The following is a 12,586-nucleotide window of genomic DNA, read 5'->3' as shown; positions in this document are numbered from 1 at the left end:
ACACCCGGGTTCGCACCGGCGTCCGGCACCTCTACTGTGGAGCCATGCAGTCAAAGAAGATTTTCGGCATCGTCCTCGCCGGCGGCGAGGGCAAGCGGCTCATGCCCCTCACGGCCGATCGGGCCAAGCCCGCGGTGCCCTTCGGCGGGCAGTACCGACTCATCGACTTCGCGCTGTCGAACCTCATCAACTCGGGGCTCACCCAGATCGTCGTGCTGACCCAGTACAAGTCGCACTCGCTCGACCGCCACGTCTCGCAGACCTGGCGCCTGTCGGGTCTGCTCAACTCCTATGTCGCCTCCGTGCCCGCGCAGCAGCGCCTGGGCAAGCGCTGGTTCAGCGGATCCGCCGACGCGATCCTGCAGAGCCTCAACCTGATCCGCGACGAGAAGCCCGACATCGTCGTCGTGGTCGGCGCCGACCACGTGTACCGCATGGACTTCTCGCAGATGATCGAGGCGCACATCGCGTCCGGCGCCAAGGCGACCGTCGCCGCGATCCGTCAGCCGATCGAGCTCGCCGACCAGTTCGGAGTCATCCAGCTCGCGGGAGACGAGGCCGGCGACGGCATCGTCCCGACCAAGATCGCCGAGTTCCTCGAGAAGCCCAAGGACGCGATCGGCCTCGCCGACTCGCCTCACGAGGTGCTCGCGTCGATGGGCAACTACGTCTTCGACGCCGACGCGCTGATCGACGCGGTGATCCGCGACGGCGAGCTCTCCACCTCCGATCACGACATGGGCGGCGACATCATCCCCGACTTCGTCGCACGCGGCGAGGCGGGCGTCTACGACCTCAAGCTCAACGAGGTGCCCGGCTCGACCGATCGCGACCGCTACTACTGGCGCGACGTCGGGACGATCGACTCCTTCTACGAGGCGCACCAGGACCTCATCTCGGCCCTGCCGATCTTCAACCTCTACAACCAGAAGTGGCCGATCTTCTCGTCTCAGCTGAACTCGCCGCCGGCGAAGATCGTCCGCGACGGCAAGGGCAACATGGGCTCGACCGTCGACTCGGTCGTCTCGCTCGGCACCGTCATCTCGGGAGCGCACATCGAGCGCAGCGTCATCGGCCCGTGGGTGAACATCGAGTCGAACGCGACCGTCGCCGACTCCGTCGTCTTCGACAAGGTGCGCATCGGCCCGGACGCCGTGGTGGCTCGCGCTATCCTCGACAAGGACGTCGTCGTCGAACCCGGAGCGCGTGTCGGAGTGGATCACGACCACGACCGCGAGCGCGGGTTCACCGTCACCGAGTCGGGCATCACCGTCGTCGGCAAGGGCGTCGTCGTCCGCCCGTAGCATCCCCGCGGGCTGCACAGCGTCTTCCCGCGCCCGCCGCGGACCGATCGATCGGACCGTCCATGAGTGAGCGCCTCACGACGCCCGCCCGCTTCCTCGTCGTCCTCGACGCCGACTCGACCCTGCTGCAGGACGAGGTGATCGAGCTCCTCGCCGCTCACGCGGGCTCCGAGGAGCAGGTCGCCGCGGTCACCGAGCGGGCGATGCACGGCGAGATCGACTTCGGCGAGAGCCTCCGCGAGCGCGTCGCCACCCTCGAGGGTCTCGGCATGGAGGTGTGCGCGGGCGTCAGCGGCGACGTCCGCGTCACCCCCGGCGTCGAGCAGCTCATCGAGGGCGTCCACGCGGCCGGCGGGCGGATCGGCGTCGTCTCGGGCGGCTTCCACGAGATCCTCGACCCGGTCGCCGGAGCGCTCGGTCTCGACTTCATCCGCGCCAACCGGCTGTCGAGCAGCGACGGCCGCCTCACCGGTGGCGTCGACGGGCCCGTCATCGACGCCTCGGCGAAGGCCGCCGCGCTGCAGGAGTGGGCGGCGGAGTCGGGCGTCCCACTGCACCGCACCGTCGCGATCGGAGACGGTGCGAACGACCTCGAGATGATGGCCGTCGCAGCCCTCGCGGTCGCCTTCAACGCGAAGCCCGTCGTGCGCGAGCGCGCCGACCTCGTCGTCGACGGCCTCGACCTCAGCCAGCTGCTGCCCGTGCTGGGCCTGCGCGGCTGACGCTCAGGCGACCGCGACGAGCGCGGCGCAGGCCAGGGCTATCGCCCAGCTCACGAGGGAGCCGACCAGGAAGTACTCGGCCTTCGCTCCGCTCGCGCCGTCCCGCGAGATCTCGGGGAACCGCACGATCCCCTTCGCCGCGAACACGGCGCCGGCCAGGCCGACGGCGCCGGCCAGCGTCAGCCCGGCGACCAGCATCCGCTCGAGCGGGCCGATGGCCCGGCCACCGCGCAGATCCGGGAGGCGGACCTCCTCCGTCGGCGGGCGCGAGAAGCGAGCGCGGAGCGAGAGCCTCCTCTGCGGCGGACCCTCCGGCTGCGCCAGCTCGCGGTACAGGGCGGCGCGCACGATGACGTTGCCGCTCTCGAGGAGGAAGACGGCCGCCCCGAGCGCCATCAGCGCCTGGTCGAGGGGCGGGAGAGGACCCGAGCGGCCGAGAGCCGGGTAGGCGTCGACGAGGAACCCCGAGAGCGCCCCACCGGACCGGTCGGCGACCGAGAGCAGGAGGACGGCGACGACCAGCCCTGCGGCCGGTCGCAGTCCACCCGGCGGGCGCCGTCCCTCGGCCGTGGTGGTGAGGAGGAGCCACATCCCTCCGAGCGCAGCCACGACGATCACGCCGAGCAGGGGAGCACCGAGGCCCACGAGCGCGGCCGAGAGTGCGACCGCCCACAGGGCGATCACCCCGGCGACGGCTCCTCGCCGACCGAGGTGGGTCCGCAGCAGGTCCGCTCCACCGACGAGAGCGAGCAGCAGAGCGGTCAGCACAGATCCTCCAGGAGTCGCACCCCGGTCAGGAGCGCGCCCGCTCCCGTTCGCCGCAGCGCCTGGGACACTGCTGACTGCGAGATCGACTCCTCGTCGGCGAGGGCCTTCTGCGAACGCCCTCTCAGCGTTCCGAGGAGCAGTCGACGATCGCGGGAGCTCAGGGGGGAGACCAGGGCGTCGCGCGCGAGGAGGTAGGCGTTGATCGAGGCCGCATCCGCGTCGGGTGCATCGGAGCCGATGTACCAGCCGCGCGCAGTGGGGACGCCGGCGTCCTGCAGCTCATGGGCCCTGTCGATCGCCGCTCTCGCTCTCCACCAGCCCGGTCCGTCCTGGAGCGTGCCCGAGCTTCCGGAGCCGATCGTCCGGATCGCGCCGGCACCGAGACCGACCCGGCAGTCGATCCCCTCCGGCAGCGACAAGCGCGCCTGGAGCGTGGCCACCAGCGCGGCGGAGGTGGAGGAGTACACCGCCTGGAACTCGTCGCCGACAGTGGCGTGCAGTGCCTCGAGCGCGGGGACCGCCACGTCGACCGCCTCGAAGCCGCGCTCGATGCGGATCTGGACGGCGTCCCGCTCGACGATAGCGCGCGAGTCGACGAGGTCGAGGAGCACAGCGACAGGCGTGGGGGTGGTCACCCGATAAGCATAGAGCTGATATCTCCGCGATATAAGCTCCCAGCTTATGCCGTACGGGTCAGTGACCCATGCCGAGACCGCCGTCGACGGGGATGACCGCGCCCGAGATGTAGTCGGCCTCCTCGCTCGCCAGCCAGCGGGTCACCCGGGCGACCTCGGTCGCGGTGCCGTAGCGGGCGAGGGGGATGCTCGAGCGGTACTCCGCCTGCTGCTCGGGAGACAGCTCGGCGGTCATGTCGGTCTCGATGAAGCCGGGAGCGACGACGTTGGCGGTGATGTCGCGGGCGCCGAGCTCGCGGGTCAGCGAGCGCGCGAAGCCGACGAGAGCGGCCTTCGACGACGAGTAGTTGATCTGCCCGGGCGAGCCGTAGAGCCCCACGACGCTCGAGATCAGCACGATGCGACCGAAGCGCTGCTTCAGCATGCCCTTCGAGGCGCGCTTGACCACGCGGAAGGCGCCGGTCAGGTTCGTGTCGAGCACCGAGGTGAAGTCGTCCTCCGACATCCGCAGCAGGAGCATGTCGCGGGTGATCCCGGCATTGGCGACGACGACCTCGACCGGGCCGTACTCCGCCTCGATCTGCGTGAAGGCGGCGTCGATGGAGGCGCTGTCGGTGACGTCGGCGACGACCGTGAGCGTGCCCTCGGGCCCGGACCCCGATCGCGCGGTGACGGCGACGCGATGACCGGCAGCGACGAACTCCTCGGCGATGGCGTAGCCGATCCCCCGGTTGCCCCCGGTGACGAGGACGGTGCGCGGCGTGGTCATGATGTCCCTCCTGCCGGCGCGCAGACGGCGCCGGACGACCCGTACATCCTAGAGGCGCGTCGCGCAACAGATTCCGGGAAGACGGCGCGGAAGGCTCCGGCCGTTCACAGAGACGTAGGCTTGCAGGGCTGTGAAACCTCGCGAATCGCTCACCACTCTCCCGCCGTCGCCCGACGCCGTGCGGCACTCCCGCGTGATCAAGTACTCGATCGCGATGAGCATCAGGATGGTCTGCGTGATCTGCCTGATCTTCGCGCAGGGCTGGTGGCTCGCCTTCTTCGCCGTCGGTGCGATCGTGCTCCCCTACTTCGCCGTCGTGCTGGCGAACGTCGGCGGACTCGGCGAGAGCGGCACGGTGCAGCGACCGGGTGCCGTCGTGCTCGCGCGCCCCATGCCGTCGCCCGCCCCGGAGCCGAGCGCCCCGAGCGCTCCCCAGGGCGGCGATCCGACCGGAGACCGGCCGTGATCCCCCTCGGCTCGACTCCCCACGCGCAGACCTGTTCGCGAGCGGGTTGCACGCGGGTCGCCTCCTGGGCCGTCGAGTGGCGCAACCCCCGCATCCACGCCGAGGACCGCAGGAAGACCTGGCTCGCGTGCGGCGAGCACGTCGACTACCTGCGCGAGTTCCTCGCGGCGCGCGAGTTCCCGCTCGAGGTGAAGCCGCTCCACACAGTGGACCGGGGTGCCGCGCTGTGACCGACACTCTGCCGTGACCGGAGTCGTCGAGGGCAGGGATCTCCCAGTGCGAGGCCCTGTACCGTGACGGGTATGGCTCCCCGTGCGTCCTGGCGTTTCGCGTTCTCGCGCCGGTGGTTCGGCTACCTCGCCCTCACCGTCGTCTTCGCGGTCGCCTGCGTGCTCCTGTCGCGCTGGCAGGTGGCCCGGCTCGACGAGGCGGCCTCCACCAACCGGCTGGTGACCGCGAACTGGACGGCGGATCCGGTCGCCCTCGACAGCCTGCTGGGGGCGGACTCCCCCTGGGACGACGCGCTCGAGTACCGGCCGGTCGAGGTGACAGGGGTCTACGAGACCGACGGCCAGACGCTGGTGCGCAATCGGCCCTACAACGGCAACCCGGGGTTCGAGATCCTGACCCCGCTCCGCCTCGACGACGGCAGCGTCTTCGTCGTCGACCGCGGCTGGGTGCCCGTCGGCTCCGAGCAGGACTTTCCGGACGTCGTCCCCGCTCCCCCGGAGGGGGAGGTGACCGTCGTGGCGCGCCTGAAGCCTGGAGAGGGACGGATCGAGGGCCGCTCGGCCCCGGCCGGGCAGATCGCCACCATCCAGCTCGAGGACCTGTCGGCGCAGCTCGACGAGCCGTTGCGCACCGCCGCCTACGGCCTCCTCGTCGCCGAGAGCCCGGCGCCTGTCGACACGCGACCCCTCGCCGCGATCAAGCCGGTCGCCGACGAGGGCCTGCACATCAGCTACGCCATCCAGTGGGTGCTGTTCGCCCTGATGGGCTTCGGAGGACTGGGCTGGGCGATCCGCCACGAGTACCGGATCCGCAACGCCGACGATCCCGACGTCATCGCCGCGGAGGAGCGGCGCGAGGAGCGCCGGCTCAAGCGCGGGCGCACCGACTCCGAGATCGAGGACGAGCTGCTCGACGCCTCCCGCTGATCCCGGCCAGCGCTACGCCAGCGTGATCAGGTCGAGGTAGTCGGTGGTCCAGTGGTCCTCGGTGCCCTCGGGCATGATCAGCACGCGCTCCGGGTTGAGCGCCTCGACGGCGCCCTCGTCGTGGCTGACGAGCACCACGGCGCCCTCGTAGTGCGCGAGGGCGTCGAGGATCTCGTCGCGGCTCGCCGGGTCGAGGTTGTTCGTCGGCTCGTCGAGCAGCAGCACGTTCGCTCCCGAGACGACGATCATCGCCAGCGCGAGCCGGGTCTTCTCGCCGCCCGAGAGGACTCCGGCCGGCTTGTGCGAGTCGTCCCCGGTGAAGAGGAACGAGCCCAGGACGCGACGCGCCTCGGTCTCGGTGAGGTTCGGGCTCGCCGAGACCATGTTCTCGAGCACCGAGCGCTTGACGTCGATCGTCTCGTGCTCCTGGGCGTAGTAGCCGATCCGGAGGCCGTGCCCCGCTTCGATCGAGCCGGTGTCGGGCGCGTCTACGCCGCCCAGGATGCGGAGCAGCGTCGTCTTGCCCGCACCGTTCAGCCCGAGGATGACCACCTTCGACCCGCGATCGATGGCGAGATCCACCGCGGTGAAGATCTCGAGCGAACCGTAGCTCTTCGAGAGGTTCTGTGCCTGCAGCGGGGTGCGACCGCACGCGGAGGGAGTCGGGAAGCGGAGCTTCGCGACGCGGTCCACCGCGCGCACCTCCTCGAGCCCGCTGAGCATCCGCTCGGCCCGCGCGACCATCTGGTGCGCCGCCGCGGCCTTCGAGGCCTTCGCGCCGAACTTGGCGGCCTGGAGCTGCAGGGCACCGGCCTTCTTCTCGACGTTGACGCGCTCCTTCTTGCGGCGCTCCTCGTCGGCGGCGCGCTGGCGCTGGTAGTTCTTCCAGTTCATGTTGTAGACGTCGATGACCTGGCGGTTGGCATCGAGGTAGAAGACGCGGTTGACCGTCTCGCCGACGAGCTCGATGTCGTGGCTGATCACGATGAAACCGCCGCGGTAGCCCTTGAGGAACTCCCGCAGCCAGACGACCGAGTCGGCGTCGAGGTGGTTGGTCGGCTCGTCGAGGATGAGGGTGCTCGCGTCGGAGAAGAGGATGCGGGCAAGCTCGATGCGGCGACGCTGTCCACCCGAGAGGGTCTTCAGCGGCTGGTCGAGGATGCGGTCGGGCAGGTTGAGGTTGCTGGCGATCGAGGCCGCCTCGGCCTCGGCCGCGTAGCCCCCGAGAGAGAGGAAGCGATCGGTGAGGTTGCCGTACTTCTTCATCCCGGCCTCGCTGACGGAGGTGTCGGTGCTCGACATCGCGACGGTCGCCTCCTGCATGCCGAGCACGAGCTGGCCGAGGCCGCGGGCGTCGAGGATGCGCGTGCGCGCCAGCTCCTCGGGGTCGCCGGAGCGCGGATCCTGGGGAAGGTAGCCGATCTCACCGCCGCGGTCGACGGAGCCCTTCGCCGCGATGAGGTCGCCGGCGAGCACCTTGGTCAGCGTCGTCTTCCCGGCTCCGTTGCGGCCGACGAGGCCGACCTTGTCGCCGTCGCCGACCCGGAAGGAGACGTTCTCCATCAGGAGTCGGGCGCCGACTCGGAGTTCGAGGTCGTGCACGCTGAGCACTGTGCTGTCCGTTCTCGCCAAGAAATGGCGGTCCGTTCGAGAGGTGTGGAGCAAGGAGCCGCAACGCGGCAGCCCCCTAGTATATTTCCTGAGCCGCGGGGCGGTTTCACGTCCGCTTCCCGCGGACGCGTTCGATCCTCGCTCTCGGGCGACACGGTCTTGGGAGACACAGACATGTCCAACTACTCGCTCGCTCCGTCGCGTCCGGTCCTCGCGGACCGCATGTTCACGCGATCGATCGCCACCGACCTCGTGCTGGTCCTCGCCGGCGCCGGCCTGACCGCCGCCATGGCACAGCTGTACATCCCGATGTGGCCGGTCCCGATCACCGGCCAGACCTTCGCGGTGCTGCTGGTCGGCACGGCGCTCGGAGCCCTTCGCGGCGCGCTGTCGATGCTGGTCTACGCCCTGGTCGGCGCGCTCGGCGCCCCGGTCTTCACCGAGGCCTCGAGCGGCTGGTCCGTGATCGCCGGTCCGACCGGCGGCTACATCGTCGGCTTCGTCCTCGCCGCGATCGTGACCGGCTGGCTCGCACAGCGCCAGTGGGACCGCCGCGTCGTCGGAACCCTCGTCACGTTCCTCGCCGGAACCGCCACGATCTACCTGGTCGGCCTCCCCTGGCTCGCGACCGCCCTCGCCTCGCTGGGCGTCCCCGCCGATCTCGGCTCGGTGCTGAACGCCGGTCTCGTGCCGTTCCTGGTCGGGGACGCCCTCAAGGCCCTGGTCGCGGCCGCACTGCTTCCCGCGAGCTGGGCGCTGCTCTCGCGTCGCACGCGCTGACGCACGACCCGTACGACGAAGGGCCCGGAGGATCATCCTCCGGGCCCTTCGTCGTAGGGTGACTAGATCGAGAAGCCGAGCGCGCGCATCATGTCGCGGCCGTCCTCGGTGATCCGCTCGGGGCCCCACGGCGGCATCCAGACCCAGTTGATCCGGAACGCCTCGACGATGCCGTCGAGCGACTCAGCGGTCTGCTCCTCGAGCACGTCCGTCAGCGGGCAGCCCGCGGAGGTCAGCGTCATGTGGATGACCAGAGCGTCGTTCTCGTCGTCCCAGCCGAGGTCGTAGATCAGACCGAGATCGACGACGTTGACTCCGAGCTCGGGGTCCATGACGTCCTTGAGTGCTTCCTCGACCCGGTCGAAGAGCTTCGGCTCCAGTGTCGTGACGCCCATGATCAGACCGTCGCCGGGGCGAGGAAGCGGTCGTAGCCCTCGTCCTCGAGTCGGGTCGCGAGCTCCTTGCCGCCCTGCTCGGCCACGCGGCCGGCGACGAAGACGTGCACGAAGTCGGGCTCGATGTAGCGAAGGATCCGCGTGTAGTGCGTGATCAGCAGGACGCCGAGGCCGGTCGTCGCGTGGGCGCGGTTGACGCCCTCGGAGACGATCTTGAGCGCGTCGACGTCCAGGCCGGAGTCGGTCTCGTCGAGGACGGCGAAGCGGGGAGCGAGCAGCTCGAGCTGCAGGATCTCGTTGCGCTTCTTCTCACCACCGGAGAAGCCCTCGTTGACGTTGCGCGAGGCGAAGGACGGGTCCATCTTCAGGTTCGACATCGCCGCCTTGACGTCCTTCGTCCACGTGCGGATCGCCGGCGCCTCGCCGTCGATCGCGGTCTTCGCGGTGCGGAGGAAGTTGGTGTTGGTGACGCCGGGGATCTCCACCGGGTACTGCATGGCGAGGAAGAGACCGGCGCGGGCGCGCTCGTCGACGCTCATGTCGAGCACCTCGACGCCGTCGAGGGTGATCGAGCCTCCGTCGACGTGGTACTTGGGGTGACCGGCGATCGTGTACGCGAGGGTCGACTTGCCCGACCCGTTCGGGCCCATGATCGCGTGGATCTCGCCCTGGTTGATCGTGAGGTCGACGCCGCGGAGGATCTGCTTGGTCCCCTGCTCGGTCTCGACACTGACGTGGAGATCGGTGATCTGGAGAACGGACATTCAGGCTTCCTTCGTGACGGTCGGGTCGATGTAGACGTCGCCGTCGATGATCTCGACGACGAAGACGGGGACCGGCTCGTAGGCCGGGAGGTTCAGCGGGGCGCCGGTGCGGAGGGAGAACTGCGAGCCGTGCGCCCAGCACTCGAGGTTCTCGCCCTCGACGAAGCCCTCGGACAGCGAGATCTCACCGTGCGTGCAGGTGTCGCCGATGGCGTGGATCTCGCCGGCCGAGTCCTGGACGACGGCGATCGCGACTCCGTCGACCTCGACGCGCATGGCCTGGTTGGGGACCAGCTCGGAGACCGAGCAGATCATGGCGGCGTCGCTCATGCGGAGACCTCCGAGGAACGCGAGCCGGTCTGGCCGGCGCTGCCGGCGAGCTCGGCCTCGATCGCGAGCTGGAGGCGGTCCTCGAGCTCGGCGACCTTGATCTGCTGGACGACCTCGCTCAGGAAGCCGCGGACGACGAGGCGACGCGCCTCGTCCTCGGCGATTCCGCGCGACTGCAGGTAGAAGAGCTGCTCGTCGTCGAAGCGGCCGGTCGCGGAGGCATGGCCCGCTCCGGCGATGTCGCCGGTCTCGATCTCGAGGTTCGGGATCGAGTCGGCGCGAGTGCCGTCGGAAAGGACCAGGTTGCGGTTCTGCTCGTAGCTGTCGGTGCCGGTCGCGCTGTTGCGGATCAGCACGTCGCCGATCCACACCGTGCGGGCGCCCTCGCCCTGCAGCGCGCCCTTGTAGGTCACGCGGCTGCGTGTGTCGGGGGCGTCGTGGTCGACGTAGACCTGCTGCTCGAGGTGCTGGCCGCCGTCGGCGAAGTACAGGCCGAAGAGCTCGCCGTCGGCGCCGCGCTCGACCAGGTGCGCCGAGGGGTCCACCCGGACGATGGAGCCGCCGAGCGTGACCACGATGTGCTTCACCTTCGCGTCGCGACCGACCCGGAGGAAGTGGTTGGCGAGGTGGCGCGCCTCGTCGTCCCACTCCTGCAGCGTGACCACGGTGAGCTGAGCGCCCTCGCCGACGAGGATCTCGACGTTCTCGGCGAGGGTGGCCTCGCCCTCGTTCTGGAGAACGACGACAGCGCGCGAGTACGGCGCGGCCTCGATGATCGTGTGCGCGGCCCGGGGGGCCGAGCCGAGGCCCGTCCGCACGAGGGTGGCGACCTTCTCGTCCTCACCCGTCACGCGGACGGCGAGGGCCGTCTCGAAGCGCGACCAGGCGTTGGCGGCGGCGCGGTCCTCGGGGAGTCCCGCGGTGCCGATCCGCGCGTCGTCACGGCCCACCCACGTGATGTCGACACCGTCGACCGGAGCCGACTCGAGCGGCGGGGCGGACCCGTCCAGCTCGCCGTCGATCAGATCGGCGAGGCGCGCCACCGGCGTCAGCTTCCAGGCGACCTCGCGTCCGGTGACCGCCTCGAAGGCGTCCACATCGGTCGAGGCGAAGCGCTCGGAGCGCGTCTGGACGGGCGTGAACGCGCCGTCCGAGTGCGCGCTGATGCCCAGGCGCGCGGCGGCATCCGCGCCGACGACCTCGGTGGTCGTCGGGGCGGTCGTGGGGACCGTCATCAGGCGGTGGTTCCTTTCGAAGTGAGCGGGCCGGCCGCGAGGGCCGACCCGGGGACGGGGGCGGCGACGGTCATCCGACGCTGCCCTCCATGCCCATCTCGATGAGCTTGTTCAGCTCGAGGGCGTACTCCATCGGCAGCTCGCGCGCGATCGGCTCGATGAACCCGCGCACGATCATGGCCATGGCCTCGTCCTCGGGCATCCCGCGGGACATCAGGTAGAAGAGCTGCTCCTCGCTGACCTTCGAGACCGTCGCCTCGTGTCCGAGCTGGACGTCGTCCACACGGATGTCGATGGCGGGGTAGGTGTCGGAGCGCGAGATGGTGTCGACCAGCAGCGCGTCGCAGCGCACGGTGTTGGCGGAGTGGTGCGCATTGGCATCGACCCGCACCTCGCCGCGGTAGCCGGCGCGGCCGCCGCCCCTGGCGATGGACTTCGAGACGATCGACGACTGCGTGTAGGGCGCCATGTGGATCATCTTGGCGCCGGCGTCCTGGTGCTGGCCGGGGCCCGCGAACGCGACGGAGAGCGTCTCGCCCTTGGCGTGCTCGCCGACCAGGAAGATCGACGGGTACTTCATCGTGACCTTGGAGCCGATGTTGCCGTCGATCCACTCCATCGTCGCCCCCTCGTGCGCGATAGCGCGCTTGGTGACGAGGTTGTACACGTTGTTCGACCAGTTCTGGATGGTCGTGTACCGCACGCGGGCGTTCTTCTTCACGATGATCTCGACGACAGCCGAGTGCAGCGAGTCCGACTTGTAGATCGGAGCCGTGCAGCCCTCGATGTAGTGCACGTAGCTGCCCTCGTCGGCGATGATCAGCGTGCGCTCGAACTGGCCCATGTTCTCGGTGTTGATCCGGAAGTAGGCCTGCAGCGGGATGTCGACGTGGACGCCCTTGGGCACGTACACGAACGACCCGCCCGACCAGACGGCCGTGTTGAGCGCCGCGAACTTGTTGTCGCCCGACGGGATGACCGTGCCGAAGTACTCCTGGAAGATCTCGGGGTGCTCGCGCAGCGCGGTGTCGGTGTCCATGAAGATGACGCCCTGCTCCTCCAGGTCCTCGCGGATCTGGTGGTAGACGACCTCGGACTCGTACTGCGCTGCGACGCCGCCGACGAGGCGCTGGCGCTCGGCCTCGGGGATCCCGAGGCGCTCGTAGGTGTTCTTGATGTCGTCCGGGAGGTCGTCCCAGGTCTGCGCCTGCTTCTCGGTCGAGCGGACGAAGTACTTGATGTTGTCGAAGTCGATGTCCGAGAGGTCGGCTCCCCACGTCGGCATCGGCTTGCGCTCGAAGAGCTTCAGCGCCTTCATGCGGCGCTCGCGCATCCATGCGGGCTCGTTCTTGAGCGCGGAGATGTCGGAGACGACCTCGGGTGAGATGCCGCGACGCGCGGACGCGCCTGCGGAGTCCGAGTCGGACCAGCCGAACTCGTAGACGCCGAGGCTCTCGAGCTCGGGGCGGTCGATCAGGATGTCTGACATGTGTACCTCGTTTCCTACCCACTGATAACCGGTCGGGCTCCGGAGTCATTCCCCCGGGGTGGACCCGTGAGGTGCGTTCCGGCCGGTCGCGCGATCGGTGCGATGCGCGGAGCGGGTGATGTGCGTCCCTGGATGTCCTGAGGCGTGCTGCGGCGCTGCGT

Annotated in this window: 15 protein-coding genes; 6 read left to right on the top strand and 9 right to left on the bottom strand. The window is 69.6% G+C overall.

Features of this window, described 5'->3' with window-relative positions; translation table 11 throughout:
- Nucleotides 1–44 precede the first annotated feature (44 nt).
- Together GRS92_RS03955 and serB are read left to right on the top strand one after the other, a co-directional pair.
- Nucleotides 45–1,304, top strand: a complete 1,260-nt coding sequence (locus GRS92_RS03955; protein ID WP_159853535.1) for a glucose-1-phosphate adenylyltransferase — start codon at nucleotides 45–47, stop codon at nucleotides 1,302–1,304.
- A 62-nt stretch (nucleotides 1,305–1,366) separates the two neighbouring features.
- Nucleotides 1,367–2,026, top strand: coding sequence for a phosphoserine phosphatase SerB (serB, locus tag GRS92_RS03950; RefSeq protein WP_159853533.1), 660 nt, complete (start codon nucleotides 1,367–1,369; stop codon nucleotides 2,024–2,026).
- Between the two features lie 3 nt (nucleotides 2,027–2,029).
- On the opposite strand, the gene GRS92_RS18825 is transcribed toward serB, so the two are convergent.
- From GRS92_RS18825 to GRS92_RS03935, 3 genes are read right to left on the bottom strand one after another with little or no spacing between them, the layout of a single operon-like run.
- Nucleotides 2,030–2,794: a hypothetical protein gene (locus tag GRS92_RS18825; protein ID WP_204162076.1), complete on the bottom strand. Its 765-nt coding sequence runs from the start codon at nucleotides 2,792–2,794 to the stop codon at nucleotides 2,030–2,032.
- A complete protein-coding gene (locus GRS92_RS03940) occupies nucleotides 2,788–3,429 on the bottom strand; it encodes a SatD family protein (protein ID WP_159853531.1) in 642 nt (213 codons plus the stop codon). Before GRS92_RS03940 ends, GRS92_RS18825 begins: the two co-directional genes overlap by 7 nt.
- A 58-nt stretch (nucleotides 3,430–3,487) precedes the next feature.
- Nucleotides 3,488–4,198: a beta-ketoacyl-ACP reductase gene (locus GRS92_RS03935; protein WP_159853529.1), complete on the bottom strand. Its 711-nt coding sequence runs from the start codon at nucleotides 4,196–4,198 to the stop codon at nucleotides 3,488–3,490.
- A gap of 130 nt (nucleotides 4,199–4,328) precedes the next feature.
- Here GRS92_RS03935 and GRS92_RS03930 point away from each other — a divergent pair, with 130 nt between their 5' ends.
- The 3 genes from GRS92_RS03930 to GRS92_RS03920 all read left to right on the top strand — a co-directional run bounded on the left by GRS92_RS03930 (nucleotide 4,329) and on the right by GRS92_RS03920 (nucleotide 5,821).
- Entirely contained in the window at nucleotides 4,329–4,664 is a 336-nt protein-coding gene (locus GRS92_RS03930; RefSeq protein WP_159853527.1) for a DUF3099 domain-containing protein, read from the top strand.
- On the top strand, nucleotides 4,661–4,894 hold the full coding sequence (locus GRS92_RS03925) for a hypothetical protein (protein WP_442966219.1): 234 nt from the start codon (nucleotides 4,661–4,663) through the stop codon (nucleotides 4,892–4,894). Before GRS92_RS03930 ends, GRS92_RS03925 begins: the two co-directional genes overlap by 4 nt.
- Nucleotides 4,895–4,966: 72 nt before the next feature.
- Entirely contained in the window at nucleotides 4,967–5,821 is an 855-nt protein-coding gene (locus GRS92_RS03920) for an SURF1 family cytochrome oxidase biogenesis protein (protein ID WP_159853525.1), read from the top strand.
- 12 nt (nucleotides 5,822–5,833) lie between these two features.
- Here the strand turns inward: GRS92_RS03920 and GRS92_RS03915 are convergent, their stop codons facing one another.
- A complete protein-coding gene (locus tag GRS92_RS03915) occupies nucleotides 5,834–7,432 on the bottom strand; it encodes an ABC-F family ATP-binding cassette domain-containing protein (protein WP_159853523.1) in 1,599 nt (532 codons plus the stop codon).
- A 174-nt stretch (nucleotides 7,433–7,606) separates the two neighbouring features.
- On the opposite strand from GRS92_RS03915, the gene GRS92_RS03910 reads away from it, so the two are divergent.
- Nucleotides 7,607–8,212: a biotin transporter BioY gene (locus tag GRS92_RS03910; RefSeq protein ID WP_159853521.1), complete on the top strand. Its 606-nt coding sequence runs from the start codon at nucleotides 7,607–7,609 to the stop codon at nucleotides 8,210–8,212.
- A gap of 62 nt (nucleotides 8,213–8,274) precedes the next feature.
- Here the strand turns inward: GRS92_RS03910 and GRS92_RS03905 are convergent, their stop codons facing one another.
- The 5 genes from GRS92_RS03905 to sufB form a co-directional block, all read right to left on the bottom strand.
- Nucleotides 8,275–8,607 carry a metal-sulfur cluster assembly factor gene (locus GRS92_RS03905; RefSeq protein WP_159853519.1) on the bottom strand — a complete coding sequence of 111 codons (333 nt, stop codon included), beginning with the start codon at nucleotides 8,605–8,607 and terminating at the stop codon, nucleotides 8,275–8,277.
- A 2-nt stretch (nucleotides 8,608–8,609) separates the two neighbouring features.
- Nucleotides 8,610–9,371, bottom strand: a complete 762-nt coding sequence (gene sufC / locus GRS92_RS03900) for a Fe-S cluster assembly ATPase SufC (RefSeq protein ID WP_159853517.1) — start codon at nucleotides 9,369–9,371, stop codon at nucleotides 8,610–8,612.
- Nucleotides 9,372–9,701, bottom strand: a complete 330-nt coding sequence (locus tag GRS92_RS03895; protein WP_235021809.1) for a non-heme iron oxygenase ferredoxin subunit — start codon at nucleotides 9,699–9,701, stop codon at nucleotides 9,372–9,374. It abuts the gene before it with no gap.
- A complete protein-coding gene (gene sufD / locus GRS92_RS03890; protein ID WP_159853515.1) occupies nucleotides 9,698–10,936 on the bottom strand; it encodes a Fe-S cluster assembly protein SufD in 1,239 nt (412 codons plus the stop codon). Before sufD ends, GRS92_RS03895 begins: the two co-directional genes overlap by 4 nt.
- Before the next feature lie 70 nt (nucleotides 10,937–11,006).
- On the bottom strand, nucleotides 11,007–12,425 hold the full coding sequence (sufB, locus tag GRS92_RS03885) for a Fe-S cluster assembly protein SufB (protein ID WP_159853513.1): 1,419 nt from the start codon (nucleotides 12,423–12,425) through the stop codon (nucleotides 11,007–11,009).
- Nucleotides 12,426–12,586: the final 161 nt, after the last annotated feature.

Origin of the sequence: Rathayibacter sp. VKM Ac-2754 (genome assembly GCF_009807095.1) — a bacterium.
Lineage (GTDB): Bacteria > Actinomycetota > Actinomycetes > Actinomycetales > Microbacteriaceae > Rathayibacter.
Note: the sequence above shows the minus strand (reverse complement) of the source record. Positions and strands in the feature narration are given on the sequence as shown.